At 57.5% G+C, this 25,956-nt stretch carries 21 protein-coding genes; 5 read left to right on the plus strand and 16 right to left on the minus strand.

Annotation, left to right across the window (positions count from 1 at the left end; all coding sequences use genetic code 11):
• Positions 1 to 15 precede the first annotated feature (15 nt).
• Positions 16 to 1,668, plus strand: coding sequence for a DNA repair protein RecN (gene recN / locus MWU55_RS13680; protein ID WP_246936906.1), 1,653 nt, complete (start codon positions 16 to 18; stop codon positions 1,666 to 1,668).
• Here the strand turns inward: recN and MWU55_RS13685 are convergent.
• On the minus strand, positions 1,665 to 3,038 hold the full coding sequence (locus MWU55_RS13685; RefSeq protein WP_246936908.1) for an FAD-linked oxidase C-terminal domain-containing protein: 1,374 nt from the start codon (positions 3,036 to 3,038) through the stop codon (positions 1,665 to 1,667). The genes recN and MWU55_RS13685 overlap by 4 nt on opposite strands.
• Positions 3,039 to 3,114: 76 nt before the next feature.
• On the opposite strand from MWU55_RS13685, the gene MWU55_RS13690 reads away from it, so the two are divergent.
• Positions 3,115 to 4,803 carry a chloride channel protein gene (locus MWU55_RS13690; protein WP_246936910.1) on the plus strand — a complete coding sequence of 563 codons (1,689 nt, stop codon included), beginning with the start codon at positions 3,115 to 3,117 and terminating at the stop codon, positions 4,801 to 4,803.
• Between the two features lie 20 nt (positions 4,804 to 4,823).
• On the opposite strand, the gene rsmA is transcribed toward MWU55_RS13690, so the two are convergent.
• The 6 genes from rsmA to lptF form a co-directional block, all read right to left on the minus strand.
• Complete coding sequence (gene rsmA / locus MWU55_RS13695; protein WP_246936913.1) at positions 4,824 to 5,657, minus strand: 16S rRNA (adenine(1518)-N(6)/adenine(1519)-N(6))-dimethyltransferase RsmA; 834 nt, start codon at positions 5,655 to 5,657, stop codon at positions 4,824 to 4,826.
• Positions 5,654 to 6,658 carry a 4-hydroxythreonine-4-phosphate dehydrogenase PdxA gene (pdxA, locus tag MWU55_RS13700; RefSeq protein ID WP_246936915.1) on the minus strand — a complete coding sequence of 335 codons (1,005 nt, stop codon included), beginning with the start codon at positions 6,656 to 6,658 and terminating at the stop codon, positions 5,654 to 5,656. The genes rsmA and pdxA overlap by 4 nt, the downstream gene beginning before the upstream one ends.
• On the minus strand, positions 6,655 to 7,947 hold the full coding sequence (locus MWU55_RS13705) for a peptidylprolyl isomerase (protein WP_246936916.1): 1,293 nt from the start codon (positions 7,945 to 7,947) through the stop codon (positions 6,655 to 6,657). Before MWU55_RS13705 ends, pdxA begins: the two co-directional genes overlap by 4 nt.
• Before the next feature lie 71 nt (positions 7,948 to 8,018).
• Entirely contained in the window at positions 8,019 to 10,172 is a 2,154-nt protein-coding gene (gene lptD, locus MWU55_RS13710) for an LPS assembly protein LptD (RefSeq protein WP_246936919.1), read from the minus strand.
• Positions 10,169 to 11,266: an LPS export ABC transporter permease LptG gene (gene lptG / locus MWU55_RS13715; RefSeq protein WP_246936921.1), complete on the minus strand. Its 1,098-nt coding sequence runs from the start codon at positions 11,264 to 11,266 to the stop codon at positions 10,169 to 10,171. The genes lptD and lptG overlap by 4 nt, the downstream gene beginning before the upstream one ends.
• Positions 11,263 to 12,426 (minus strand): LPS export ABC transporter permease LptF, encoded by a 1,164-nt coding sequence (lptF, locus tag MWU55_RS13720; protein WP_246936925.1) that lies wholly within the window; start codon positions 12,424 to 12,426, stop codon positions 11,263 to 11,265. The genes lptG and lptF overlap by 4 nt, the downstream gene beginning before the upstream one ends.
• 132 nt (positions 12,427 to 12,558) lie before the next feature.
• Between lptF and MWU55_RS13725 the strand changes: the two genes are divergently transcribed.
• On the plus strand, positions 12,559 to 14,031 hold the full coding sequence (locus tag MWU55_RS13725; protein ID WP_246936928.1) for a leucyl aminopeptidase: 1,473 nt from the start codon (positions 12,559 to 12,561) through the stop codon (positions 14,029 to 14,031).
• Between the two features lie 4 nt (positions 14,032 to 14,035).
• Complete coding sequence (locus MWU55_RS13730) at positions 14,036 to 14,551, plus strand: DNA polymerase III subunit chi (RefSeq protein WP_246936931.1); 516 nt, start codon at positions 14,036 to 14,038, stop codon at positions 14,549 to 14,551.
• Here the strand turns inward: MWU55_RS13730 and MWU55_RS13735 are convergent.
• The 3 genes from MWU55_RS13735 to MWU55_RS13745 are packed head-to-tail and all read right to left on the minus strand — an operon-like array spanning position 14,548 to position 17,661.
• Positions 14,548 to 15,129, minus strand: coding sequence for a TIGR02281 family clan AA aspartic protease (locus MWU55_RS13735; RefSeq protein ID WP_246936933.1), 582 nt, complete (start codon positions 15,127 to 15,129; stop codon positions 14,548 to 14,550). The genes MWU55_RS13730 and MWU55_RS13735 overlap by 4 nt on opposite strands.
• Positions 15,130 to 15,181: 52 nt before the next feature.
• Positions 15,182 to 15,802, minus strand: a complete 621-nt coding sequence (locus MWU55_RS13740) for a MarC family protein (protein WP_348646236.1) — start codon at positions 15,800 to 15,802, stop codon at positions 15,182 to 15,184.
• A 2-nt stretch (positions 15,803 to 15,804) separates the two neighbouring features.
• On the minus strand, positions 15,805 to 17,661 hold the full coding sequence (locus MWU55_RS13745; protein ID WP_246936935.1) for an ABC-F family ATP-binding cassette domain-containing protein: 1,857 nt from the start codon (positions 17,659 to 17,661) through the stop codon (positions 15,805 to 15,807).
• 135 nt (positions 17,662 to 17,796) lie between these two features.
• On the opposite strand from MWU55_RS13745, the gene ndk reads away from it, so the two are divergent.
• Complete coding sequence (gene ndk / locus MWU55_RS13750) at positions 17,797 to 18,219, plus strand: nucleoside-diphosphate kinase (protein WP_108856499.1); 423 nt, start codon at positions 17,797 to 17,799, stop codon at positions 18,217 to 18,219.
• 2 nt (positions 18,220 to 18,221) lie between these two features.
• Here the strand turns inward: ndk and MWU55_RS13755 are convergent, their stop codons facing one another.
• The 6 genes from MWU55_RS13755 to MWU55_RS13780 all read right to left on the minus strand — a co-directional run bounded on the left by MWU55_RS13755 (position 18,222) and on the right by MWU55_RS13780 (position 25,950).
• Positions 18,222 to 18,617, minus strand: a complete 396-nt coding sequence (locus tag MWU55_RS13755) for a DUF4112 domain-containing protein (RefSeq protein WP_246936938.1) — start codon at positions 18,615 to 18,617, stop codon at positions 18,222 to 18,224.
• Between the two features lie 51 nt (positions 18,618 to 18,668).
• On the minus strand, positions 18,669 to 19,001 hold the full coding sequence (locus tag MWU55_RS13760; protein WP_246936941.1) for a TfoX/Sxy family DNA transformation protein: 333 nt from the start codon (positions 18,999 to 19,001) through the stop codon (positions 18,669 to 18,671).
• A 54-nt stretch (positions 19,002 to 19,055) separates the two neighbouring features.
• Positions 19,056 to 19,205, minus strand: a complete 150-nt coding sequence (locus MWU55_RS13765; protein ID WP_246936943.1) for a hypothetical protein — start codon at positions 19,203 to 19,205, stop codon at positions 19,056 to 19,058.
• A 260-nt stretch (positions 19,206 to 19,465) separates the two neighbouring features.
• Positions 19,466 to 23,254, minus strand: coding sequence for a translocation/assembly module TamB domain-containing protein (locus MWU55_RS13770; RefSeq protein ID WP_246936945.1), 3,789 nt, complete (start codon positions 23,252 to 23,254; stop codon positions 19,466 to 19,468).
• Positions 23,255 to 23,256: 2 nt separating this feature from the next.
• Positions 23,257 to 25,065: an autotransporter assembly complex family protein gene (locus MWU55_RS13775; protein ID WP_246936947.1), complete on the minus strand. Its 1,809-nt coding sequence runs from the start codon at positions 25,063 to 25,065 to the stop codon at positions 23,257 to 23,259.
• Positions 25,066 to 25,179: 114 nt separating this feature from the next.
• A complete protein-coding gene (locus tag MWU55_RS13780) occupies positions 25,180 to 25,950 on the minus strand; it encodes an Asp/Glu racemase (protein WP_246936949.1) in 771 nt (256 codons plus the stop codon).
• Positions 25,951 to 25,956: the final 6 nt, after the last annotated feature.

Below are 25,956 nucleotides of genomic sequence, written 5' to 3' on the forward strand. Positions count from 1 at the left end.
CTGACGGGGCATAGGATGCTGCGGTCTCTCGACATTCGGGATATGTTGATCATTGACCGGTTGGAGCTGGAGTTCCAACCGGGTCTAAATGTGCTGACCGGGGAAACCGGGGCAGGGAAGTCGATCCTTCTGGACAGTCTTGGATTTGTGCTTGGTTGGCGCGGGCGTGCTGATCTTGTGCGTGCTGGCGCTGAGCAAGGCGAGGTTGTAGCCGTTTTTGACCTGCCCGCATCCCACCCCGCGCGCGTCGCGTTGGACGAGGCGGGCATCCCAGTAGAAGACGAGCTTGTACTGCGCCGCATCAACCGCTCGGACGGGCGCAAGACCGCTTGGGTGAACGATCGCCGTGCCAGCGGAGAGGTTCTGCGCGCTCTGTCCGATACACTGGTCGAACTTCACGGGCAGCAAGATGACAAAGGACTGTTGAACCCACGGGTTCACCGGCGTTTGCTGGACGAATTTGCAGGGCTTGGCTCTGATGTAGATGGCGTGAAAGCGGCTTGGTGGTTGGTGGCCACCGCCAGCAAGGATCTGGATGCGTCGCGCGAACGGATGGCAGCCGCGCAGGCAGAAGAAGAGTTCCTGCGCCATTCGGTTGAGGAACTGGATACGCTCGACCCGCAACCCGGCGAGGATGCTGAATTGGATGCCCGCCGCCGTTTGATGCAAGCATCCGAGCGGATTGGGGAAGACATCTCGCGCGCGCATCAGGCTTTGGGTGTGGGCGACGGGGCCGAGGCACGGTTGGGTGACGCGTTGCGTTGGCTGGAAGGGGCCGCGGAACAGGCCGGTGACACGCTGGATGCCCCCATAGCGGCCCTTGGCCGTGCCCTTGATGAATTGGGGAATGCCGTGTCGGGAGTTGAGGCTGCGATGGACAGTCTTTCCTTCAACCCGCACGAGCTGGAGCAGGTCGAAGAGCGCTTGTTTGCAATCCGCGCAATGGCTCGTAAACATCACACCACGCCTGATGAGCTGGGTGTTTTCGCTGGTGATCTTAGGGCGCGATTGACCGCTTTGGATGCTGGCGCGGACGAAATCAGTGGGCTTGAGGCGGCACTTGCGAGTGCACGAACGCAATATGATCGCGCTGCCACGGATCTGTCGAAGGCACGCCAAAAAGCGGCGCTGAAACTAGACAGCGCCATGGGGGCAGAGCTTGCCCCGTTGAAAATGGAACGCGCCGTTTTCACAACTCAGCTATCGCCATCTGACCCCGGACCCAACGGTATTGATGCGGTGACCTTCACCGTGGCCACCAACCCCGGTGCGCCATCTGGACCGCTGAACAAGATCGCATCAGGCGGGGAACTCAGCCGTTTTCTGTTGGCTCTAAAGGTTTGTCTGACCCGAGATGCCACAGGGTTAACTATGATCTTTGACGAGATTGATCGCGGCGTGGGCGGGGCAACTGCTGACGCGGTTGGGCGCAGGCTGGCCGATCTGGCGGCGTCGGGCCAAGTTTTGGTCGTGACCCACAGCCCACAGGTGGCGGCCTTGGGCGGGCACCACTGGCAGGTCAGCAAATCGGTCACAGGTGGCATGACGCTTTCAACGGTGTCGCCTTTAGATGCAGAGGAACGCGTGGACGAGATTGCGCGCATGATCTCGGGCGACACGATAACCGACGCGGCACGTGCAGCGGCGAAAGAGCTGCTGAGCGGTTAAGCCTGCGGCACCAGTTTGCCGGGGTTCAGGATGTTGTCGGGATCCAACGTGGCTTTGATATCGCCCATAATGGCCCAGCCGTCGCCGTGTTCTTCTTCCATCAAATGCAGTTTTCCCATGCCCACCCCATGCTCTCCGGTGATGGTTCCGCCAAGGGCCAAGGCGCGGCGGCTCATCCCTTCGGCAAGAGATTTTGCTTGTTCCATCTCATTGGGGTCGGCGGGATCAATCAGCAGAATGGCATGAAAATTCCCATCGCCCACGTGACCCAAAATCGGGCCGGGCAGGGAGGAGGCTTCGATCTCGGCCCGGGTGTCTTCAACAGCCCGCGCCAGTTGCGAGATCGGGACACAAATATCTGTCACCAAAGCATGCGCGCCGGGGCGTAGGCTTTGCACAGCATAAAAGGCGTGGTGGCGGATCTTCCAAAGCGCGTTCCGATCTTCAGTGTTTGAGGCATGCTCATATCCAGTCGCACCGAAGTCCTTGCTGATCTCGTCGAAGATAAGGCTGGCTTCGTCCACGACAGTTGGGCTGCCGTGGAATTCCACAAGAAGATGTGGGCACTCTTCCATCTCGGTCCCGGCATATCCGTTGAAAGCGCACGCGGTGGCGTCGTCAACGAACTCGATCCGGGCCATGGGGATGCCCATCTGAATCACCTGCTGCACAGCCCCAACGGCGGATGCCATGTCGGGAAAAGCGCAAATGCCCGCGCGGATTTCTTCGGGCACGCCATGCAGTCGAAGCGTCAGTTCAGTGATGACACCAAGCGTCCCCTCGGACCCCAGAAAAAGTGCCGTCAGATCATAGCCAGACGAGGACTTGGCCGCCCGTGATCCTGTGCGGATGATACGCCCATCTGCCAATACGACGGTCATGCCCAGCACATTCTGCCGCATCGATCCGTAACGCACGGTTGTCGTACCAGAGGCCCGCGTGGCTGCCATTCCGCCCAAGGTCGCATTTGCCCCCGGATCAACAGGGAAGAACATGCCAAGATCGCGCAAATCATGGTTAAGCTCTTCGCGGGTTAAACCGGCTTGTGCTTCGACAATCATGTCACCGGGATCCTGCCTGAGGATCTTGTTCATCCGCGTCATATCCAGACAAACCCCGCCTCTGGTGGCGCTGGTGTGCCCTTCCAAAGACGTGCCAGCCCCAAATGGGATCACTGGCAGTTTGGCCTGATTGCAGATCCTGACGATTTGGCTGACTTCGCTGGTATTCAAGGGCCAAACGACAATATCGGGGGGCGCGGGGGCAAAATATGTCTCTGAACCGCCATGCTGTTCCAGAACAGGCTTGGACCGGCTGATCCGATCGCCTAGAAATGACGAAAGCTCGGTAAACGCGGTGTCGATGGCCATCCCATTCTCCCCTGAAAAACCGGAACAACTTATGGTAAATGACGGGCCTTGGGAAGGGTTCTAAGCGCGCAGTGCAATGATAAAACAGTTAAAATTGATAGTGCTTGAACGCGTCCAAAACCTTGGCGGGAAAGCCAGGGATGCTTGGAGGCTTTTGATTGAAAAAGGCCCAAGCCAGATACAGTTTTGGCTGATTGCCTTGATCATTGGGGTGGCGTCGGGCGCTGCCGCTCTTGGCTTTCGCAAGGGGATCGAAACCTTGCAGGCCGCGCTTTACGGCACTGATGATCTGACGCGCTTGCACAGTTTTGCGGGCACCTTGCCGTGGTATTGGATCTTGCTTCTGCCAACTGTCGGTGGATTGATTGTCGGTGTCATTCTGAATTGGTTTACCCATGACGGGCGCGTGCGTGCGGTGGCCGATGTTATCGAAGGGGCGGCCCTTTGGGAAGGGCGGGTCGAAAAGCGCGCGGGCCTTGGCTCGGCGCTTGCTTCTCTTGTGACCCTCAGCACCGGTGGATCAAGCGGTCGCGAGGGGCCTGTTGTGCATTTGGCGGCTGTGATCTCAAGCTGGATATCAGCGCGGATCAACGCCAATGGCATCACAGGGCGAGACCTTCTTGGCTGCGCGGTGGCAGGCGCGGTATCGGCAAGCTTTAACGCCCCCATTGCCGGGGCGCTGTTCGCCCTCGAAGTCGTATTACGACATTTCGCGGTGCATGCCTTTGCCCCGATCGCCATCGCTGCTGTGTCGGGCACGGTGATCAACCGCCTTGAATATGGCGATGTGACCGAGTTCATCCTGCCTGCCGAAGGAAGCTTGGCGTTCTATGTTGAACTGCCCGCATTCCTGCTCCTGGGATTGGTGTCTGGCGTGGTCGCCGTGATCTTGATGAAATCGATTTTCTGGGCCGAGGATCTTGGCAACAGCGTGCAGGATCGCCTGCGCCTTCCGCGAGTCCTGCGCCCGGCTGTGTCTGGTTTCATGCTGGGCGTGATTGCAATCTGGTTCCCGCATATCATCGGTGTTGGGTATGAGACGACATCCGCCGCCCTGACAGGCAGCCTGACGGCAACGGCAGCCATTCTTTTTGTCGCGGTAAAGGTCGCAGCGGTTGCGATCACCATGGCGGGGCGCATGGGCGGCGGTGTGTTCTCACCCGCCCTGATGGTCGGTGCGCTGACCGGCCTTGCGTTCGGGATCATCGCAACGGCGATCTTTCCTGACGTCTCTGGGTCCGAGACGTTATATGCGCTTGCTGGTATGGGCGCGGTGGCCGCAGCCGTTCTGGGAGCACCCGTTTCAACCACATTGATCGTGTTTGAACTGACCGGCGACTGGCAAACCGGGATTGCAGTGATGGCAGCCGTGTCGCTTTCGACCGCTCTGGCCAGCCAGATGGTGGATCGAAGCTTCTTCCTGACTCAGCTAGAGCGGCGCAATATCCATTTGGCGGCGGGTCCGCAGGCCTACCTTTTGTCCACCGTTCGTGTGACGCAGGTTATGCGTGGTCTTGAGCATGCTCGTGCAGCTGGAGAAGAGCATTGCTGGGAGCTAATCGAAGCTGGGATTTATGCCGATGGGAACACCACACTGGAAACCTTGATGCCTGTTTTCGAGCGGACAAATGAAAGGTTTATCCCAGTTGTCACTTTGGGTGGCGAGGGCGATCCGCCAGAGCTTTGGGGCGCTGTCTTCCATGTGGATGCGTTGAAGGCCTTCAACCGTGCTCTTGCGGATACCGCCGCCGAGGAGCACTCGTAACCTACGACGTAACGATCACGTCAGAGTGCGCGTGACAGGGCGCAAAAGGCTTCGACATCAATCTCTTCCGCGCGGGAAGTGGGTTTGATCCCAACAGACGTCAACACATCTTCGATTTGGGGGTGCAGCCCTTTCAAAGACACCCGGAGCATCTTGCGACGTTGTCCAAAGGCCTTGGCGACAACGGCCTGAAGCTTTTTCGCGTCCGCCTCGAACCGCGGGGCGGGGAGCGCCTCAAAATGCACCACAGCCGAGTGGATTTTCGGAGGCGGTGTGAAGGCTTCGGGTGGCAGCTCCATAACCACGCGCGGTGTTGTGCGCCATTGGGACAGAACGGCCAGGCGTCCGTATTTCTTTGACCCGGGTTGCGCGACGATGCGTTCAGCCACTTCCTTTTGAAACATCAGCGTCAAGCTGGACCAAGCAGGCGGCCAACTTGGCGGTGTTAGCCAGCGGACCAAAAGCTCGGTCCCCACGTTGTAGGGAAGGTTGGCGACAATCCTGATCGGTGGTGTCAGGTGTTCAAGCGGATCCAGCTCCAGCGCATCGGCATTCACAACTTCAAGCCGCCCCGGATAGGCCGCTTGGATTTCGGCCAATGGCGCCATGGCGCGGCTGTCTTTTTCAACGGCCAGAACTTTGCGCGCGCCTTCGACCAGCAAGCCTCGAGTCAAACCGCCGGGGCCGGGGCCAACCTCAAGCACATCACAGCCGGACAGATCCCCAGCTTGACGGGCAATCTTGGCGGTCAGATTTAGATCCAGAAGAAAGTTCTGCCCCAGCGACTTTTTCGCCACCAACCCATGTGTGTTGATCACCTCGCGAAGCGGGGGAAGCCCGTCGATTTGACTCATGTTTGGCTCTCCTGTCGGCGGGCCAGGCCCATGTGATGGGCCATCCGCAACGCGTTGACCAGCGATGTGGCGTCTGCGGTGCCGGTTCCGGCGATGTCGTAGGCGGTTCCATGATCGGGTGATGTGCGCACGAAGGGCAGGCCAAGCGTGACGTTGACGCCTCCCGCGAAATCAATGGTCTTGATCGGGATCAGGGCCTGATCGTGATACATGCAGATGGCCGCGTCATAGCCTGCGCGTGCGCTGGCGTGAAACATCGTATCGGCGGGCAGGGGACCCAGAAGGTCCAGCCCTTCAGAACGTAGATCATCCAGAAGGGGCGCAATCATTTCGATCTCGTCCATCCCCATCCCACCGCCTTCCCCCGCATGAGGGTTCAGACCAGCCACTGCAATGCGCGGCGCGGGAACGGCGAAGTCACGGATCAAGGCGGCATGAGTGGTGCGGATCACTTGTTCCAACCCGCCTTTTGAAAGCGCCTTTGGAACCTCAGACAGCGCGATGTGAATGGTTGCGGGCACGACGCGAAGTTCATCACATGCCAGCATCATCACAACATCCGCATCGTCCGCAAGATGTGACAGATACTCAGTGTGTCCGGGGAAAGCAAAACCGGCCCCATCCTTCAGCGCTTTTTTGTTGATCGGATTGGTGCAAACCGCCAGAGCCTGCCCGTTTTGGGCCATGTCCACGGCTTTCGCGATCACGTCAATCACAGCCTGTGCATGCTCGGCTTGCGCCACACCGGGCACGCGCGGAGTTTTGAAATCATGCGCCAGAATAGGAAGGGTCGTGGCCTCAAGGGCTTGATCCGGGTGGCTGATTTGAGTGAAAACCACGCCGTCAGGAAGGTGGCGCGGATCGCCGATCAGAAAAAAAGGGACCTCGCCACGTAGAAGGTCGAAAGCCTTAGCCGCGATCTCAGGCCCGATGCCGGCAGGTTCGCCCATGGTCAGCGCCACGGGCGGAACAGTGCCAGACACGCGGCGATCGCCGGTCATTGGGCGTCATATTCCTCGATGAAGGCAGCGGCGCGAAGCTCTTCCAGAAAGGCCAAGGAATAAGATTGCAGGCGCTGGTTTTGCAAACGCACGCGCAGTTCATCGCGGCTGACTTCCTCTGGCAAGTCTCGGCTGCGTGAGCAGAGCATCAGGAAAACAAGGTTTTGACCGTTGGCCGATGTCAGTGCGGTCGAGGCTTCTCCTTCGTCGAGCTGTGCAAGTTCGACTGCATAGCGCGTCGGAAGCTCTCCTATTGAAACGGCTTCACGCTGAATTTGCGCCTCGGTCGAGCCGGGGAAAAGTCCGTACAGGTCGTTACAGCTGTCTGCTTTGGAGCGAATTTCGGCGGCTTGTGTCAAAGCCTCTGCGCTGCGCCCTCCGGGGATTATTAGGGCCGCGTACTCGACCGTAACATCTGATGGGGTTGGGCGATCAAGCTCTTCAATTGCGCGCAGTTGGAAAACCGCCACGCCGTTTTTCACCGGAACGGGATCAGTTACGTGGCCGGGCTCCAACGCAACAACTTGCGCGGCCACTGCAGGTGGTAGATTTGAGATTTCCATCCAGTTCAAACGGCCCGAACGTCCACGGGACGGGGCAACCGAAGATTGACGCGCAGCAGAGGCAAAAGCCCCCAGCGTCGTGATTTCGGACAGCTCAGAAGCGCGGGCGTTAGCGATCTGCATGGCTTCAGGATTCTGGGCGGGCAGAATGATTTCCGACAACAAAACGCGCACGTTTTGTCCGGGGGCTGTCAACGACAATTGGCGATCAATTTCATCTTCGGTCACGTTGATGCGACCTTTCCAACGTTCGCGCACAACGGTGCGCCATGCCAAACCGCCGGATACAAAATCGCGGAAGGTTTCGGGCGCGATGCCCGCCTGCGCGATGATCTTGTTGAACTCTTCCGCTTTCAGGTTGAAGCGCCCTGCAAATTCTTCCATCCCGGCCAAAACTTCTTCGGCAGTCACACTGACACCAGCGGTCTTAGCGGCTTGCCGTTGAAGGGCTTCGTCGGTCAGCTGTTTTTCGGCCAACTCGCGCAAATTTCCGGGGGCACGTAGAACCGTTAAGAACGCCATGCGTTGAGACAGCTCATAAGCCGTGATGACGCGCTCATTGACCTTCTTTATCGGGGCGAACAGATTTTGCGCCTGTGCCGGGGCAGTGCCCAATCCAGCCACAGACACCAACCCAAGCATGACGCCAGTTGCAGCGCAGGTCCAAGCCGAAGCGGTCGATTTGCGCGGCGTGCGCAGTGCTTTTGATTGGCGAAGAAATCCCATTGGTCTTTTCCTGTATCGCATTAAGCTCGTATCCTCTGACCTTGGTCTATCGCGTTCAATTCGCTTTGTCTTTAGCTGCGACATTTATTTACCGTCGCGCCACGGCCACTTCCGAAACCGATCAATTCGAATTGCAGACCAAAATCCGTTGTTGGCTCTACATTAATAGAGGTTGTGAAGCGACGCGAGAGGGAAAGATCAACCGAAAGGCACTCATTTCGGTATTCGACACCGAAACCTGCGCGCGTTGCCTGTTTCGCCTCGACGTCAAAGCTGCCATCTGCTGAAATCGTCCAAAAATCACCGACCCTCCAAGCGCTGTCCAAACGCAGCTCGTGGGTTGGTGTTGGGCGTTGCTCGGCCGTATCTTCGATGACCCAGATATGGGCTGCTCCAAGCTGGAAATTATCCGTCAGCCAAGCGGCACGAGTTTCTGATTTGGTCAGTCCAAAATCATCATCCAACAAAGCACGTCCTTGGATCGAGAACTGCCCCCCGAGGTTGACCGAAGCCCCTAAAAGCCAATCCGATTGCTGACCCGCAAGGCCGGAGGCATCGGTGAATTGCCCCATGTCCACGTCACGGAACACGCGACCTGCGGCAAGCGTGAAGCCCCAACCAGACGGGGAGCTACGCGTCCAACTAAGTCCCAACGCCGCGCGTAGGCCCTCTTCGCGACGGTCGCTGCCGGGGAACCGGTTCAGATCAAACAGATTGCCCTGATCAAATTCAACAAACTGGCTGTCTTCATTGGGGATGTTTGCCCCCACTTGTTCAGACCACGCAAGGGCTGCAACGGGCTCGAGGATGTCCACGGCCCCGCTGCGAGAAACGCGTGACAAAGGCCAGCGCAGTGTCAAACCGGCCGAGGGCGTCGCAAAGCTTTGTTCCGTTTGATACCGGCTGTCCTGTTCGATCCAGTAGATATCCGCATCTAACGCAGCCTGTCCTTCGATCAGCAAACCAGCCGGGCCCATCCAGTCGCGTCGCCATTCCAATCCAGCCCCCATCCGTGCGACGTCACGGCCCAGAATGTCCAGCTCGCTTTCACGGAAATGCGCTTGCCACGATAGGTTGGTGCGCAGTTCGCCCCCGACAAATCCACCGGGGTGAAAGCGGCGTTCGTAAAACGCGTCAATTTGGGCAAAGGGCAGTTGGTCCGAGATTGGCAGCTCGGACGCGCGCAACGTGTCATAGCGTGTGATCCCTGCAAACGCAAATTCATCACGGCGCGCCCGTATGACGGTGATGGCGTTACGCAAACGGTCCTGATCGGAATAGCCATAGTCCAGCAGATATCCGGGGTCCGAGACCTCCTGCAATTGGAAGGACAAGACGAAGTCCCGCGGCAACTGAAACTCGCCTTCGCCAAACACATAAAAGCGTGTTTTGTCTTTCAGAATGCTGTCGCGACTGATGGCGCCTTCTACAAACAGGTCTCCGCTGCGAAAGGCTTGTCGATACTTCAGTTCAAGCGTGCGGGTTTTGTCTGCGACGAAGGGGGACACTGTTAGGTCAGCGTGATCCCCCAGTTTCAGGAAGTACGGCGTGGCCAGGCCAAATCCCAACGTCGAGTTTGTGCGGATCTTTGGTGGCAGGAAACCTGTGGCACGTTTCAGCGTTGGATCAGGCAGGCGCAGGCGGGGCAGGTAGAAGATCGGAACATCCGCCACCCGAAGCTGCGCCCCGTGGAAGTAAAGCTGCTGTTCTGCCTCGTCATGGACAACACGATCTGCCCTGATTTGCCAAAGCGGGACTGGGTTTTTCTTGCAGACATGGCACGAGGACGCCACGACGCGGGACAGTTGCGTATAGCGGTCTTGAACGCGGTTGATCTGAGCCGCCGCAATCTGAAGCTGCTCATCTAAAACCAGCCGCGCGCTGGTCAGAATGCCATTGCGCAGGTCAGCGGACAGCTGCGCTTCTTCCGCAACCAAAATCGTGCCATCAGGCCGTGTGATCGTAATTGGGCCGGTGATGTTCAGCGTATCTGTTGCTTTGTCATAGCTGACGCGGGTCGCAGTCAGGCGAGAGCCGCCAAACAAGACAACCACATTGCCTTCTGCCACCAGCCCGCCATTTCCAACCACGCGCACGTGATCGGCAATCAGGCTGGCGGTTTGCGCGGTAGCCGAGCTGACTGGCAACGCAAGGGTCGCACCCGTGCAAGCCAATAAGGCCAGGGCCAAACGTCCTGCGCGCAGGTGCTTTGACAAACGTGTCATCCGTCCTCCAGATGCAAAAGGATACCCATGGGCATCAGGATCGCCGCAATCGGGGGGGCCCATGCTGCCAGCAATATCGGGATCTGGCCGTTTTCACCCAGGATTTGCGCGAAGTTGCGGATGAAATACGCGCCGAAGCCCATCATCAACGCAAACAGCACCATTACACCGGTCCGCCCAAAACGCGTATGACGCATGGTGAATCCAGCCCCGATCAGGACCATGGCGACCAAGAAGAACGGCATCGCCAGTTCCATATGCAACCAGACGCGATGCGCGCGGGCCGAAAACCCTGCGGCTTCAAGCTGCCGAATGAACTTGGGCAGGTCCCAAATTGGAATGGCGCTTGGCTTGCCGAAACTGTCGCGGATTTGTTCCAGTGTCAGGTTCGATGCCAACGTGAACATTGGGTATTCGATGGCCGTGGTTTCGGGATTGGCGTCACTGACCAAATCCCAGACCTTGGCCCCCCGAATGGCCCAGTAACCCGGTTCCAGCCGCGCACTGGCAGCCTCGATACGCAAGGTGGGTGGGCCTTCTGGTGCGAACGAAAAGAAAGTGACGTCAAACAGCTCGGTTCCTTCAAGGTTGGACCGATCTGCACGGATAACGGTTTGGCCCGTTTCATTGCCTTGACGCAACCACACGCCATCTGATGCAATCGACAAGACAGAGGCACCACCACCTTCGTATTGAGCTGCGATACGCTCGTATTTCTTGGTGGTTCCGGCTGCAATCGGGTTGCCAATCGCCACCGCCAGAATGCCAAACAGGAACACTGTTAAAACAGGCGAAATCAGTGTCATCAGCGCTGATCTGCCTGCCGCACGTGTCACCACCATTTCCGAGCTGCGCGCGAGGCTGAGGAACATCCAGACGGTGGATAAGATCACGATCAGGGGCAGAATGCGGTACATCCAGACCGGAGCGTTCAAAAGGGTCAGGCCAAGCACATTCGTGAACCCAACCGATGCGGCGTCAAACTTGCGCATGCCTTCGACCATGTCCAGCAGAACAAAAATCATCGCAAGCACGAATAGCATGCTGAGAAAGGCGCGCAGGAAGCGGCGGGCGATATAGAGATGCAGCCTCATGCGTTGGCCTCGGTCATTTGGCGAGAGCGTTCCCGCAAGGTACGGCGTCGCCGGCGCAGGTCTGAAAAGGACGGTCTTGTGGCAAGAAACAGCACCACAAGATTAAACACGACGCCCAAAGCTGTGGCGACATAAACCAGCCAGACGCCACCTTCTGTGCGTCGTGCCAAATCGAGCATGGTGTTGTCCAAGGATTGCAGCAATGCGACGGACGCAAGGGCCAGCACAACCTGGCGCCACAAGCCAAACCGACTGAAGCCAGCCACGATTAGCATGGAATACCCCGCCATCGCCGTGACAATGGAATAGAGTGCCTGCGCATTCCGGAAGTGTCCTTCTGCCCGCAGAGCGCCACGCGTTTCGCCAAGCTCTTTCAAAGTGGCGGCCGGGGGATCAAGTAGTTCTGGCGTGTAGACCTGACTTAGACTACGAGCCCCTTCGGCTGTGCCCGACAATAGGGTTGCGATGTTATAAGTGAAATCCTCGAAACCGGTGGTGGTTAGGCGCTGGCTTTCGGTGTTGATGACCTGAGCCAACCCGTCAAACATCACAAGGCGCGGACCAAGTTCTGTCTTCACGATCAAGGCACGGCGTGCGGTATAGGTATAGTGCTGCTCCTCATCGCGCTCATCTGACAGGAAGATGTCAAAAAGCTCGCCCGCCGGGCTAATTTCGCGGATGTAGAGCGTGATGCCATCCGCCGGGTGAACAAATGATCCTTCAGTCAAGAAACGCGCGGTGACGTTCTCGGCAATCTCGGCCTGACGTTCTGCAAAGCGCAGTTGGCTCATCGGAACAAGGATATGCGTCAGCACCAGCATGAAAAGGGCGGTCAGGACACCAAAGACCAATACGGGGCGGGCCAGCCGAAATGGTCCATATCCTGCTGCCTGTGCGACAACCAGTTCGCTTTCGGAATTCAAACGATTGGTGACCGAAACAGCTGCCGCGAACGAGGCGATCGGGATGATGAACACAATCACACCGGGCAAGATCATGGCCGAAAATTCAAGGAACACGAGCGCGGTTTGACCATTGGCGATCAGCTGGTCAAACAAGCGCACGGCCCGGTTCACCCAGAAGAGCATAACCAGCACAAGCCCGTAAAAGCCGAACAGCACCACAAGCTGTGACAGCATATACCGGTCGAATCTGGCCACGTTTCCCCCTGAAAACCCAACATCTTGTGGTCTGGTTTCTAAACCATCCGAGGGACGGGGAAAACTGCTATCTGGTCAAAGTCGCAGCAGGCCGCTACCAATGGCAGAAACCCGCCAGAAAAAGGACCAATTATGACCTCTCCGATCCTTCCGAGTTTCACCGATATCAACCTTGATGCGATCGGTACGCATTCGGGCCGCGTTGTTGTGGTTTTGTCAGAGCCCGGAAAGCTGCACCCAGCAGCCCGGCGTGTAAACAAGCTGATGCGCGGTGCCCTTGTACGCTTCGCCGAAAGCGACGCCTTTGAAAAAATGAAGGATGGCGACACGCAGGACATCGCTTGGCCCACTGGGCTTCAGGCAGAGGCTGTTCAAGTTGTTCGCTTGTCGCCGCGTGCCGACGACGATGTTGCGCGTAAGGCGGGTGGAACGATCGGCAAGGCCTTGTTGGGAAAAGATGTTTTGGTTCTGGCTGGGGCATTGAAATCAGCAGATGAACTGGCGTTGGGTGCCACGCTTCGCGCCTATGCTTTTGATGATCATCAGACGAATGAAGATGCGCCAGAGGGCGGCAGCTTGACGGTGATGGTCTCGAAACCAGAAAACTTTGAGACGACCCCAGACAACATCAAAGCGCTTTCGGAAGGTGTGTTCTTCACACGTGATCTGGTGAACGAGCCAGCCAATGTTCTTACCACCACGGAATTCGCCGAGCGTTTGATTGCACTTGGCGATCTTGGGGTGAAAGTAAAAGTTCTGGAAGAAGACGAGCTTGAAGCCCTTGGCATGCGCGCACTTCTTGCTGTTGGGCAAGGATCGGAAAGCCCTTCGAAAGTGGTCGTTATGGAGTGGCTGAAAGGCGAAAAAGGTGCGGCTCCGCTGGCGTTGGTTGGCAAGGGTGTCGTCTTTGATACTGGTGGCATCAGCCTGAAGCCGGGCGCGGGCATGGAAGACATGACCATGGATATGGGCGGCGCGGGCACCGTGTCGGGTGTTATGAAAACGCTCGCCTTGCGTGGGGCCAAAGCCAACGTTGTCGGTCTGGTTGGACTGGTTGAAAACATGCCAGATGGGCGTGCGCAACGTCCCGGCGATATCGTGAAATCTATGAAGGGCGACACGATCGAGGTGATCAACACGGACGCCGAAGGTCGGCTGGTTCTGTGTGACGTGATGTGGCATGCGCAAGAAGCGTATAAACCCGCTGCAATGGTGGATTTGGCCACGCTAACAGGGGCTGTCATCATCGGCCTAGGGCATGAAAACACTGGCGTTTTCTCGAATGATGACAAGTTCTGCAACGGTTTCCTGAAAGCAGCCAACGCCGAAGGTGAAGGTGCTTGGCGGCTGCCAATGGGACCTGGCTATGACAAGCTGATCAAGTCGCATAAGGCGGATATCAAGAATGTCGGTGGCCGTGCTGCCGGTTCGATTACGGCGGCGCAGTTTCTGGGCCGTTTCGTGAAAGAGGACCAGCCTTGGATTCATCTGGACATCGCCGGAACAGCGCAGCTGTCCGCCGAAAGCCCGCTGGCGCCAAAAGGGGCAACAGGCTGGGGCGTTTTGGCCCTGAACCGCATGGTGAAAGACCAGTACGAAGGATAATGCGATGAACGACGCTGCGGAGACCGAGGTTGAGGAAAAGGGAAAAGGCGAAGTCTTTTTCTATCACTTAACTCGGGCACCGCTTGAAGCTGCCTTGCCAATGCTGCTTGACCGAAGCTTGCAGGCAGGGTGGCGCGTTTGCGTGCGTGGTCCAAACGAGGATCGCCTGAACTGGTTGGACGAGCGTCTTTGGCTTCATCCCGAGGACAGCTTTTTGCCACATGGTAGGGCGGGGAATGCGCAGGAGGCATCACAGCCGATCCTTTTGACAGGGTCTGACGACATTCCAAATGATGCCGATGCGCTGATGTCCATTGAAGGGGCCGAAATCTCGGAACCTGAGATGCGGCAGCATAAACGTGTCTTTGTAGTCTTTGACGGGAATGATCCGGACGCGGTGGCCCATGCGCGGACTCAGTGGATGGCTGTGAAACAGGCGGGCGTCACAGCGAAATACTGGAGCCAAGAAAGCGGTCGCTGGGAAATGAAAGCCAGCACAGAGCCGGACGCGAGCTCTTAACGCGTCAGGACAAGTTTGTCGCGACGGATCTCAATCTTTTCAAAGCGTTGAAGGTAGTCATTGCCCAAAAGAGATCCCGGCATTTCCCCTTCGTTCACCCAAACCTCGACGCCGAAATCCTGAATGCCCAAAAGCTCGACCTTGGCGATGTTTGCAGGAGCGGTGCGAACCTCTCCATTTGCGCTCATCGCGCGGCCGTAGAACCGCAACGCGTTCATTTCGATGCCAATTCGGGCGGCATCTTCTTTGGTCAGGACAATGTTACTGGCACCCGTATCTACAACAAAATCAACGGGTTGCCCGTTCATCTTAAGGGTTACGTAGAAATGCCCGTCAAACGCGCGGGGCAAGACGATTTCGCCGGTGTCCTGCACAAGGCTTTGCCGTGGGGCGATGTCGTCACGCACATCATTCCACAATCCAACGCCCGCCAAAACGCCAATAAATATCAATCCCCAGATCAGGGCGTGACGCAGGTTCTGGCCCAAATTGGCGCGCTGTTCAGCCACGAAATAGCCGCCCACTGCGGTCAGCAATAGGACGAGATAGGCAATTCTGGCGTAGTCGTCTCCGGTCATGGGATAGATATAAGTACCCGTTATCAGAATGTCACCGGGGCAGGGTGCCAAGTCACCCCATTAGGCCGAAATCCCGCAGACCTTCCAGGACAAACTGCACCGCAAGAGCGGCCAGAAGCATACCCAGAAGACGCGTGACAACCTTGATGCCGGTTTCGCGCAAGAGGCGCTCCAGCAGAGGGGCTGCGTTGAATAGAACGAATGCGATCAGCAGAACCAGCGACATTACAACCAAGGCCAGCCCGATACCTGCAATCCCATCGCCTTGGCCAGCTAGTAAGATCACGGTGGCAATTGCACCCGGTCCTGCGATCAGTGGCATGGCAAGGGGGAAGACAGATGGATCGTCGTCGCTATCCGCCTCTTCCGACTGGTCTTTGCGTCGTTGGGTGCGGCGTTCGAACAGCATGTCCAGCGCGGTCAGCAGCAACAGAATGCCGCCTGCAATTCTGAAGGCGGGCATTGAGATGCCAAGAAAGTTCAACACGCCTTCACCCAAAAAGGCGAAGAGCGTCAGAAGTACCCCTGCAATGGCACAGGCTCGAATGGCCACGCCCCGTCGTTTCGCCGTGCTCATCCCCCGCGTCAAAGCCATGAAAAGCGGCGCAATTCCGATCGGGTCCATGACCACAAACAAGGTCACGAATGACGGGATAAATAGTTCAAATTCCACGTCTAAGCCTCTGCCTTTTCAAGTTTATCTTGTGCGCGAAGCCAGAGTTCCTCGGCGCGGTCCAGTGCTTCATGCACTTCGGCATGCTTCTTTTGCCAGACAATGACTTCATCCTTGCGCTCTGGCTCGTAAAGCTCGGGATCTGCCAACTTGGCGTCAAGCTTATCACGCATTTCTTCCAGCTTGGTCACTCGGGATTCAGCTTTGCGCAGATCGGCCCGCAGGGCCAGAATTGTGTCGCGATCCGCCCTTTTGGCTTTGGGCTTGGCAGGCTTCGCCTTTGCAGGTTTCTTATCCTCGTCCGATGACAAAAGCATCTTGCGATAGGTTTGAAGGTCTTCTTCGTACGGGGCGACATGTCCGTTTTTCACCAACCACAGACGGTCCGCCACCATGGACAGCAAATGCATATCGTGGCTCACCAAAATCACCGCGCCGCTATATGCGGTCAGCGCATCCACCAGCGCTTCGCGGCTTTCAATGTCCAAGTGGTTGGTCGGTTCATCAAGGATTAGCAAATGCGGGGCAGGCAGAGTGGCCAGAAGCAGCGACAGGCGCGCTTTCTGGCCGCCCGACAGACGTCCAACTTCTGTGTCTGCTTGATCTGGCCCCAACCCAAAACTGGCGAGCCTTGCACGCAGCTTGGCTTGCCCTTCAGAGGCCCGTTCCCGCATCAAGTGCTGCAGGGGCGTTTCATCCACATAAAGCTCGTCCACCTGATGCTGGGCAAAGAAGCCGATGCGCAGCTTGTTCGAGGACACCATATTGCCCTCCATCAGGTCCAAACGACCTGACAGGAGTTTTGACAGCGTGGATTTCCCCTCGCCATTGCGCCCAAGCAGCGCAATGCGGTCATCTTGGTCGATACGCAGGTTCAGATTGCGCAGAACAACGGTATCGCCATAGCCGACAGCTGCCTTTTCGGTGGCGATAATAGGGGGCGACAGTTCTTCTGGTTTGGGGAAGGTGAAGACGGTGCGCGCGGCATCTTCGGGCGCACGGATGGTTTCCATACGCTCCAGCGCTTTCACACGCGATTGCGCCTGTTTCGCCTTTGAGGCCTTGGCCTTGAAACGATCCACAAAGGCCTGCAAATGCGCCCGCTGCGCGTCTTGCTTCTTGGCTGCTGATGCCAACAGTGCCCGCTTTTGGGCGCGCTGCTTGGCAAACATGTCATAGGTGCCGGTGTAGTAAATCAGCCCCTTGTCTTCGAGGTGCAGAATGCCCCCGACCGAGCGGTTCAAAAGCTCGCGGTCGTGCGAAACGATCAGAACCGTGTGCGGGTATTTGACCAGATAGGCCTCAAGCCACAGCGCGCCTTCAAGATCCAGATAGTTGGTCGGCTCATCGAGCAGCAACAAGTCAGGCTCGGAAAACAGCACCGCCGCAAGCGCCACGCGCATACGCCACCCGCCCGAAAAGGCAGAGCACGGCATTTGCTGTTCGTCATGGGTAAATCCAAGACCCTTCAGGATCGAGGCGGCACGCGCCTCAGCCGACCAGGCATCAATATCAGACAGACGGGTCTGAACCTCGGCGATGCGGGTTGGGTCGGTGGCCGTTTCGGCCTCTTTCATCAGCGCATCGCGTTCCGTATCCGCGCGCAGAACCGTGTCGATCAGGGACACTTCATTGCCGGGAACTTCCTGGCTGACACCGCCGATTTTCCAGCCCTTCGGCAGCGAAACACTGCCCGTGTCCAGCACCATCTCGCCGCGAATGACCTTGAACAAGGTGGTCTTGCCCGAGCCATTGCGCCCCACAAGGCCCACCTTGTGACCCGTCGGAATGGTGACCGAGGCGTTTTCAACCAAGGTGCGTCCAGAGATGGAATATGTGATGTCTGAGATTTTAAGCATAGGAACCCACATGCCTGAGCATTGCGGGGGCGTCAATCGCGGCTTTTCAAAATGATCCGCCCATGGTACGGGGGCGGCAAATCACACGCGCATCAGGGCAGGGGTCTTGGTGCCACAAACGCAAAGAGGACCATCATGGCCATTCAACGCACTTTCTCGATCATCAAACCCGATGCCACCAAACGCAATCTGACCGGCCAAATCGCCGCCAAGTTCGAAGAAGCTGGCCTGCGCATCGTCGCGTCCAAGCGCATCCAACTGACTTTGGCTCAAGCCCAGCAGTTCTACGGTGTACACGCGGAACGCCCGTTCTTTGGCGAACTGTGTGAGTTCATGATCTCCGAGCCGATCGTTGTTCAGGTTCTGGAAGGTGAAGACGCCATCGCGAAAAACCGCGAAGTTATGGGCGCGACCAACCCGGCCGAAGCTGCCGAAGGCACCATCCGTAAAGAGTTTGCGCTGTCGATCGGCGAAAACTCGGTTCACGGTTCGGACGCCCCGGAAACCGCAGCAGAAGAAATCGCATTCTTCTTCTCGGGTCTGGAACTGGTTGGCTAAGCCTAAGTCGCTTTTATGAGTATTGAGCCGCCCGTACTGTGATCAGCATGGGCGGTTTGCGTTTCAAGGTGGTCGCGCAATAGGCGCACATTACGTGTGTTGGCGTTCCACGCCATGTCAAATGCATCGCCGATGACTGGAGTAAGCCCAATCACCACGTCGGCGGCCAGATTGAGCCCCATGCGCGCCAGTACAAGGTTCGGCGCCCCCAGTTTACGGGCTTCGTACATGATGTAGCCGCCGGGGATCAGAGACATAAAATCTCCTACCACGGGCGCAAGCCCCATGACTGCGTCCAGCCCAAATCTGAGCTCTGTTCCCGGAATGGGGATAAGGTTTTCCAGCCGGTAGGCTAGTTTTTCAAGTGATTTAAGCTTTTCGTCCCTGTTAATGTTCATGCTATTAACATAGAGGTGAGTGAGGCGCTTTTCAATAGTATGGGACTAACTCTAAGTGGCTCGTATCCCAATCTCATTCAAAATCGCTTCCATCGTGTCTTCGGGGGGCTTGTTCTTAGAGGCCTCGGCTTTCAACGCATCAAACCGTGCGCGTAGGGCGTCTTTTTCCTTGCCCTTGCAGTCATTCCAAGGACGGCCCTGCAAGCCCATAACCATGGCGTAATAGGCGATGAAATGCGGGCGGGAGCCTGTGGCCAGAAGGCGGCGATAGGCCTCGTCCGGCCCTAAGATGCGCAGCTCTTCGGCCGTATGAATGCCAGCGCGGGCGTAGACCGCGTCCGAGGCTTCGCCAAGATTTCGAATGGATGATACAGGATCGCTCATGCGCCGAGGTTAATCGGTACAATAAAATTCTTAAACCCGTCTCAAGCCCAAATCTTAAATGCTGGCCCAATCGGTAAATAGAACCGCCGGCTCTTTCGGCTCGTCCGTGCGGGTGCGATCCCGCTTGGGCGGTGCCTTGACATGCACGTAACGCGTGCCGCCAGACGGTGGTTTATGCTTTTCTTCGGTCTTTTCCCCAGCCATATCCTTGCTCCGTTACTCATTAGGGGTGCGTAAAAATAAATGCACCAGTTTCCCCACAGGAGCCTTTCGGCCTTTACATGTTAACATATCGCCGCGCAATAATCGTAAAAATTTGAACACAAATTGTTTCCAAAGTGAAAAGGTGTGGCCGGGTTGCGACAAGCCGGTTGTCACGGAGCGCACGTGTTGTGAGGCGTGAGAATTTCATCGACGCGGAAAGATTCGGCTATAAGTCACTGATTGGAATGTATTAACACGGCTTAGTAGTCGCGTTCATAGTAGATCCCGATCCCGGTATCCCCATCTGACCCCAAAGTGCCCCGCGCAGTCAGGGACGGCGTGATTGTCAGGTTCAAATTAACCTCGGCTTTGCCTTCAGCCCCAACAGTGACGTCCGTGTAGATGTTTTCCGAGATGTATTTGCCCGCCCGAACCGACGCAGCACCGGTTTCATCCGTCGTCACATCCAAATCATCCAACGCAAAATTGTTGCGCAGTTTGCCCAGTACGCCTTCGCCGCCTTTGCCCGCCAAGGTGCGGACCGCCGCTGCAAGGCGTAAAGCCTGAATGGCTGAGATCTGGGTGATGTCTTTGCCAAACAGCAAACGTGCCAGCACCTCGTCCTCTGGCAAGGCCGGGGATGAGGTGAAGCTGATCTCGGGCGATGAGGCTGGACCATCTACGCCGATATACACATCGGCGTCTTCAGCGCGGGCCTCGGCCAAGAAATGCAGATACGGATTGAAGTTGCCCTGCAGGCTTACATCCCCCTCGGTCAGGGTCAGGCGCTTGCCCAGAATGTCCAAACGGCCCCGGATCAGGTTAAACTCGCCCTGAGGGATCACGTTTGCACTGTTGCCAGTGACGCGCAGTGCACCGCCAAGCTCTGCGTCCAGACCACGGCCCCGCACGAAGATCTGTCCGGGTGCGCTGAGCGTGATGTCGAGCGGGTAGGGGCGCCCGGGCGCTGCCGAGGCAGGTGGGACGATAAGCCCTGCGAACTTCCGTGTTTGACGCACCGATGCAGGTTCCCCCACATGGGCCAGCCCTTCCATCACGGGCAGGGTGCCTGCGGTGGTTTCCGGGACGCGAATTTCGGTGCGACCAAGGTTTAACGCCGCGCGCAGTGTTGCGCCGCCTTGTAGGGGGCCTTGTAACCCAGCGGTGCCGTTCATGGTGGTTTCAAACAGCTCTCCATCCGTTAGGCGAAGCTGATCCAGAAGGATGTCCAGATTTGCCTGCATCGGTGGGGCCAGCCCGATCGTACCTGTGGTTGAGACACGCCCACCCGCCGCGATCGAGCTTTGGATGTCCAGCGTGGCTTGGCCGCCTGACAGCGACACTTGTCCGCTGTTGATGTCGATGGATTGCTTCAAACGCGGCAGCGCGACGCGCGCATTCTGCGTGGCGATTGTCCCGCTCACCGAAGCCAGGGCCAAAGGCCCACGGAGTGTAAGGTCGTAGCTTGCCGTTCCGGTGGCGAGACGCGGTTTGATGGCCGTGTTCGCAAGCGCCAATGGGGCTGAGCCTGACAAGTCAAGATCCGCCTGCGATGCATCGGATTTCACAGACCCGGTTACCCGCGCGTTCACGCCTGCCGGGCCCGTTGCGTTAAGCGACAGACGCCAATCGTCACCGTCCAGCTGTGCTTCACCCTCGGCTTGGGCCGGACCCGACATGCCCTCTGCAAGTAGCCCAACATCAGTAAGGCGTGATTGGAATGCAATGCGCGTGCTGCCGTTCGAAGGCAGACCTTCGGCATTTAAGTCCAATGCAGTGCTACGGAAGGACAAACGATCCAGAAGCACGGGCGCTTTGTCCTCCTCACGATGAGCAGCCAGCGAATAGGTGCTGGCGCCACGCAGTATCGCGTCAACTTGGGCGATGCCGGTGCCAATAGACTGTCCAGAGCCGTTTACGTCCATCGTGAACGCGCCGTGTTCAGGCTGCATCTGGCCCTTTGCCTCAAAGGTTAGAGCCCCCGAAACTGGGCGTTTGGCAAGTCCACGATATGGGGCAAGCGATCCGATTTGCCCTTGGGCCGATCCCTCAACGTGATTGACCTGTCCGTCGGCCAATTTGATCAGTGCCGCAGCGTTGATGTTGGCGTCTCCGGGGGCGGTCATATCCGCATCCAACTGCCAGTCATCGCCTGTCTGCCGGGCTGTCGCGATCAGTTTAGCAGGCCCGCGCAAGGACGCATCGACCGCACTTGCGTCGGGAAGGTCCAAAGTAATCTTGGCGACCGAGGCATCGGTTTTCAGGTCCGCGGTTGCTGAAAGCTTTGCCTTCTCGGTGCTTAGATCAAACAGCGCGATCCGCGTGCCGTTGGTGTCTCTGATCGCTTCAACGGCCAGCTTGCTTTGCCCGCCGATCAGCTGATCAAGCTCGGGTTGGTTCACACCGATACCTGAGCCGTCACCGTTCAGGCGGATGTCAAACGCCCCACCCAAGAGGTTGCTTTCGCCTTCTACATCCAAACCCACTTCGCCGGTCAAAGCGGCGCCGATTACGCCGGAGAACCGCGACAGGTCACGGGCAGACAGGCGCAATCCATCGCTGCGCGCGATGATCCCGTCGGCGAAATCAGACAGGCTGAGCGCGCCAGTTAGGTCATAGTCCGTACCAGTAAGTTTCAGATCTGACAGGGCGAGCTTTTCATTATCTTGCCAATCAAACTGAACCTGTCCCAACACGTCAGATCCAACCGCTGCGGCCAGCTCCGGGCTTTGGGGGAGCACCCCAGCCACATCAAACCCGACACGGCCATCAATCTGCGCAGGTGCCCCAGCTTTTCCGGCGCGCAGCACGCCCGAGCCATTCAGATTGGCAGCCTGAACTGTAAGATCCTCGCGCGTTAGGTCTTTCAAATTGGCGGTTGCGATCCACTGATCGCCAGTGCTGGCGTCAAAATCAACTTTCAGATCAACGGATGACACTTGCGTGCGATCACCAGCGATTGGCAGATGTACCAGCCCGCCATCCTGGGACGCAATCTTCCCTTCAACGGCGACACGTTCAGGCCAACCCGCAGGGGACAGGACCAGATTGCCCTGAATATCCATGGAGGCAGACTGCAGCGAGAGAGCATCGATCCGGGTGGACCCATCAGCCTGTTGAACTGCACGCGCAGTCAGATCGACGGTCTCGCCAAAGAAACCGTGATAGTCGGGGTGGAGCAGGGCGGTGATATCGCCCGATAGATCGAGCGCGTATTGCCGTTCGGTAGCTGTTGTGGGTGTCGTGCCTTCAGTTTCTGTGCGTTCAAGAAGTGCGACTTTACCGGTCAGCCGATCCTGACCTGCGGTCGCTAAGGCGATGTCAGCTGTGAAGTCTGACAGGGGCCCTGTGCCCTCGACCGTCAGCCCCATCGAAGGTCTGTCTGGGATGCCCAACAGGTTTGCGGCAATCCCGTCAGCGGCCTCTTGCAAAGACAAGGACATCGACAAGACCCGTTCGACATTGTCATAGTTTCCCGACATGCTCAGATCGCCTTTGGGACCGTCTAACCGCTTGATTTGCAGATCCGCTTCCCCTTTGCCCGAGGCCAAAGAGGCAGAGCCTTCAAGCGATATGGTGGCGGCCGCCCCGATGACAGTTTCGCCCAAGATAACGCGTTTGGCCCGAATGACGCCGATATTCAAAGAGACCGGAAGTTCGGGCAGAGAAAACTCGGTCGCTTCCGGGCTGGGCAGGCCGGGTTCTGGAATGGGGCGGCGCAGCAGATTGATCTCGTCCGCTTCCAACGCATCGATTTTCACATTGCCGGTTAACAGCGCGCTGCGAGTCCATGTGAGCGTCAGGCCCCGCATGCTCAGCCAAATGCCCTCACCATCGGCAATGGTGATTTCGTCCACGGTTGCTTTCGAATTGAACGCGCCCTGAAATCCTGTGATCCGGATGTCGCGCCCGGTATCTGACAGGTTGTCTTCAAGAAAAGCTTGCAAGTAGCCGCGATCATCCTCGGATGTGGGGCTTGCGGATTGTGCCAAAGTTGCGACGGGAAGGAGAACAAGCACGATAAGCGCGAAGAATACACGTTGAATCATGATCAGAACGCCTGCCCGATACCAAGGTAGATCTGTATTCCATCGCCCGTGTCACCAGAAATCGGACCGGCCACATCCAAACGCAGTGGGCCAATCGGGGTTTTGTACCTTAACCCCAGCCCAGCCCCGGCATGCCAGCCCCCTTCACCAGCAAAAAGGCTGTCATCGCTGACATGCCCTGCATCTGCAAAGGCAACTAGGCCAATCGTGTCGGTGATTGTCGCCCGCAGTTCTGTCGACAGCGCCAGATAGGACTGCGCACCCCTTAGATCACCATTCCCAACCGGAATGCCCAAGGATTGATAGGGTTGTCCACGTACCGAGTTCCCGCCACCCGAAAAAAACAGGTACTCCGGCGGGATGTCTTTGACATCGTCGGAATAGACAGTTCCGGCCTGCACCCGTCCAGCAACGACAAACCGATCACCTGTATCAAGTGCGCCATACGCGCGTGCATCCACAAATGCGCGCGCGCCGCTGCCACCATCATTGAGAGATAAGAACGGCGTCACCTCGGCGCGGACAAAGCTGCCTGAGGTCGCGTCCAACAGATCATTGCGCCGATCCCACGTCAGACCAAGGGGCAGGGTCAGATGAAAGAACTCACGGTCTCCGAACACGTCAGTTGTGTCCGAGTAATGAACGCCCACGCCAATCTCTCCGGTCAGTGTTTCTGAAAAAATCCGGGTCATCCCAACGCCCAGATCCACATTGCGCGAGATATAGGCCGGTTCATCTTCATAAGCGGCTGTGGCGAAGCCAAAGGCGGTTGTGTCAGGTCCGAAGGTTGCTGGCTGTTCCAAACGTGCGCCCAGACGATAGTCGATCCCACCGTGTTGCCCGCCAATGCCCGTTACTTCGCCATCCACACGGAAACGCTCGGCCCCTCCAAATAAGTTGCGATGCATCCAGAACGCAGATACGCCGACGCCTTCAAGCGATGAAAGCTCTGCGCCGACGCCAAACCGTCTTGGTTTTTCATCGGCAAGTGCCAGCCCCACATCAAGTGTGTTGTCCGGGTTCAGCGCGTCAGCCTCTTTCAGGGCAACGGATGAAAACGCTCCGGTACGACGCAGACGATTTGCGACAACCTCAAGCGCGTCGGGCGAGAATGTCGTCCCAGTGGGGAAGCCGGCGATCCGCGCAATACGATCAGATCGCACCGCGCTTGGCGTAGTTTGCGTCATTCGTCCAAAGAACGCCTTTGGGCCGGGCGAAAACTTCAAATCAGCGGACAATTGGCGGCGATTGTGGTCTGCGGTGATTTTTTGGCCGGTTAAGTTGGCTTTCGCGTGCCCTGCTTGTCGCCATGCAAGATGTGCAGCATCTGCGGCTGCTTGGATTTCTGTGCTTTTTGCTGCGGCACCGGATTTGAACCCGTCCGGCAGGGTGGTGCCGGGCGCAAGAGGAGCGACCCGTGCTTGACCAAAAGTGAAAGCGGGTCCCGGATCGACCGACACAGTGACCGTGTTGATCTGCTTGGGCAGGTTAAAAACCGGGATCAATCCAGCCTCGCGCCCATCGACCTTCACGCTGACCACGCCACCATAATAGCCGTTCGCATACAGAATCTCGGTCAGGCGACCATATTCGGCAAGGGCGGCTGCCATCACGTCGCGCGGGTCCGTTTCACCGTCATTTTTAGCGGTTTGGACCAAAGACGCAGATTCAATGGCTGATTTCAGGTCGTCATTTAATCCTTGAACGGTGATCTCGACAGTCTCAAGCGCAAGCGCAGTCTGACCGCACACAGCCAGTGCTGTTGATAGGTAAATCCGTCGCCAATGCGGCGCCAAACTTGTCTTTCCCACACCCAGGTTCCTTGTGAGCAATAAAGCTTCTAACAATCAATGAAAGCCTACCCGGTCGCTGGGTTGGGCACCACCGGAAACGCGTAGTCGGCAGCTTTCCGCCTTAAGCCTATGTTAGGTGCGCAAGGGGGCGTCGAACAAGCGACCGAATTGCGGCATCCTATCGTCAATTCCTGCCAGTCGCAGCATGTGCCATGTCAGGGCGATGTTGCTGGACAAGACCGGGATCCCCAGTTGGGCTTCCAGCATTGGGATCACTGACATGCAGCGCAGATTTGTGCAGGAGATGATCAGTGCTTTACAGGGGGCATTTTCGGGTGCAGCTTTGGCCACACGTATGCTGGCGTCATAGATCGCGTCCTTGGTTATTCTGGCGACCACCCGATCATCGCTTTCCTCAAATGATCCGCCCGAAGTGATCGTGAAACCGGCGCTTTCAAGCTTCTCGCGCATGCGGTGCGAAACCTCGGGCACATAGGGGGTGACAAAGCCAAGGTTTCCAGCGCCAAGACTGTGGCCCGCTGCGATCATGGCCGCCAAGGGATCTGAGACCTTAACTCCGGGGCGCACGCTTTGAATGGCTTCGGCAACCTTGTCTGATCCGATCACGGTCGAGGCCGACGTGCAGCCATAGCCAATCACGTCAAAATCGAGCGCGGGGGGCAGAAGCCGGGTTGAAGCAGGAAGATCATCGAGCATTTGGATAAGCGTGTCCGGACGAATCTCCGTAACCATCGGAATGCGGCTGTGATAGCGCGCGACGCCCTCGATATCGGTGAGTTGGGCGAACTCCGCCTCTAGTGTCTCATCCGTTTCCAGAACGATCATGCCCAGATTGGCCCGCGTTCCAATGCCACCGTCTGTATCGAAGTCGAGTTTTAGCATTTTTCC

It is taken from the genome of Aliiroseovarius sp. F20344, assembly GCF_023016155.1.
Lineage (GTDB): Bacteria > Pseudomonadota > Alphaproteobacteria > Rhodobacterales > Rhodobacteraceae > Aliiroseovarius.

Excerpts from the sequence above, each read along its gene's own strand:
- recN (WP_246936906.1), top strand. The coding sequence starts at position 16 with ATGCTGCGGTCTCTCGACATTCGGGATATGTTGATCATTGACCGGTTG.
- MWU55_RS13685 (WP_246936908.1), bottom strand. The coding sequence starts at position 3,038 with ATGGCCATCGACACCGCGTTTACCGAGCTTTCGTCATTTCTAGGCGAT.
- MWU55_RS13690 (WP_246936910.1), top strand. The coding sequence starts at position 3,115 with ATGATAAAACAGTTAAAATTGATAGTGCTTGAACGCGTCCAAAACCTT.
- rsmA (WP_246936913.1), bottom strand. The coding sequence starts at position 5,657 with ATGAGTCAAATCGACGGGCTTCCCCCGCTTCGCGAGGTGATCAACACA.
- pdxA (WP_246936915.1), bottom strand. The coding sequence starts at position 6,658 with ATGACCGGCGATCGCCGCGTGTCTGGCACTGTTCCGCCCGTGGCGCTG.
- MWU55_RS13705 (WP_246936916.1), bottom strand. The coding sequence starts at position 7,947 with ATGGGATTTCTTCGCCAATCAAAAGCACTGCGCACGCCGCGCAAATCG.
- lptD (WP_246936919.1), bottom strand. The coding sequence starts at position 10,172 with ATGACACGTTTGTCAAAGCACCTGCGCGCAGGACGTTTGGCCCTGGCC.
- lptG (WP_246936921.1), bottom strand. The coding sequence starts at position 11,266 with ATGAGGCTGCATCTCTATATCGCCCGCCGCTTCCTGCGCGCCTTTCTC.
- MWU55_RS13725 (WP_246936928.1), top strand. The coding sequence starts at position 12,559 with ATGACCTCTCCGATCCTTCCGAGTTTCACCGATATCAACCTTGATGCG.
- MWU55_RS13730 (WP_246936931.1), top strand. The coding sequence starts at position 14,036 with ATGAACGACGCTGCGGAGACCGAGGTTGAGGAAAAGGGAAAAGGCGAA.
- MWU55_RS13735 (WP_246936933.1), bottom strand. The coding sequence starts at position 15,129 with ATGACCGGAGACGACTACGCCAGAATTGCCTATCTCGTCCTATTGCTG.
- MWU55_RS13745 (WP_246936935.1), bottom strand. The coding sequence starts at position 17,661 with ATGCTTAAAATCTCAGACATCACATATTCCATCTCTGGACGCACCTTG.
- ndk (WP_108856499.1), top strand. The coding sequence starts at position 17,797 with ATGGCCATTCAACGCACTTTCTCGATCATCAAACCCGATGCCACCAAA.
- MWU55_RS13755 (WP_246936938.1), bottom strand. The coding sequence starts at position 18,617 with ATGAACATTAACAGGGACGAAAAGCTTAAATCACTTGAAAAACTAGCC.
- MWU55_RS13760 (WP_246936941.1), bottom strand. The coding sequence starts at position 19,001 with ATGAGCGATCCTGTATCATCCATTCGAAATCTTGGCGAAGCCTCGGAC.
- MWU55_RS13765 (WP_246936943.1), bottom strand. The coding sequence starts at position 19,205 with ATGGCTGGGGAAAAGACCGAAGAAAAGCATAAACCACCGTCTGGCGGC.
- MWU55_RS13770 (WP_246936945.1), bottom strand. The coding sequence starts at position 23,254 with ATGATTCAACGTGTATTCTTCGCGCTTATCGTGCTTGTTCTCCTTCCC.
- MWU55_RS13780 (WP_246936949.1), bottom strand. The coding sequence starts at position 25,950 with ATGCTAAAACTCGACTTCGATACAGACGGTGGCATTGGAACGCGGGCC.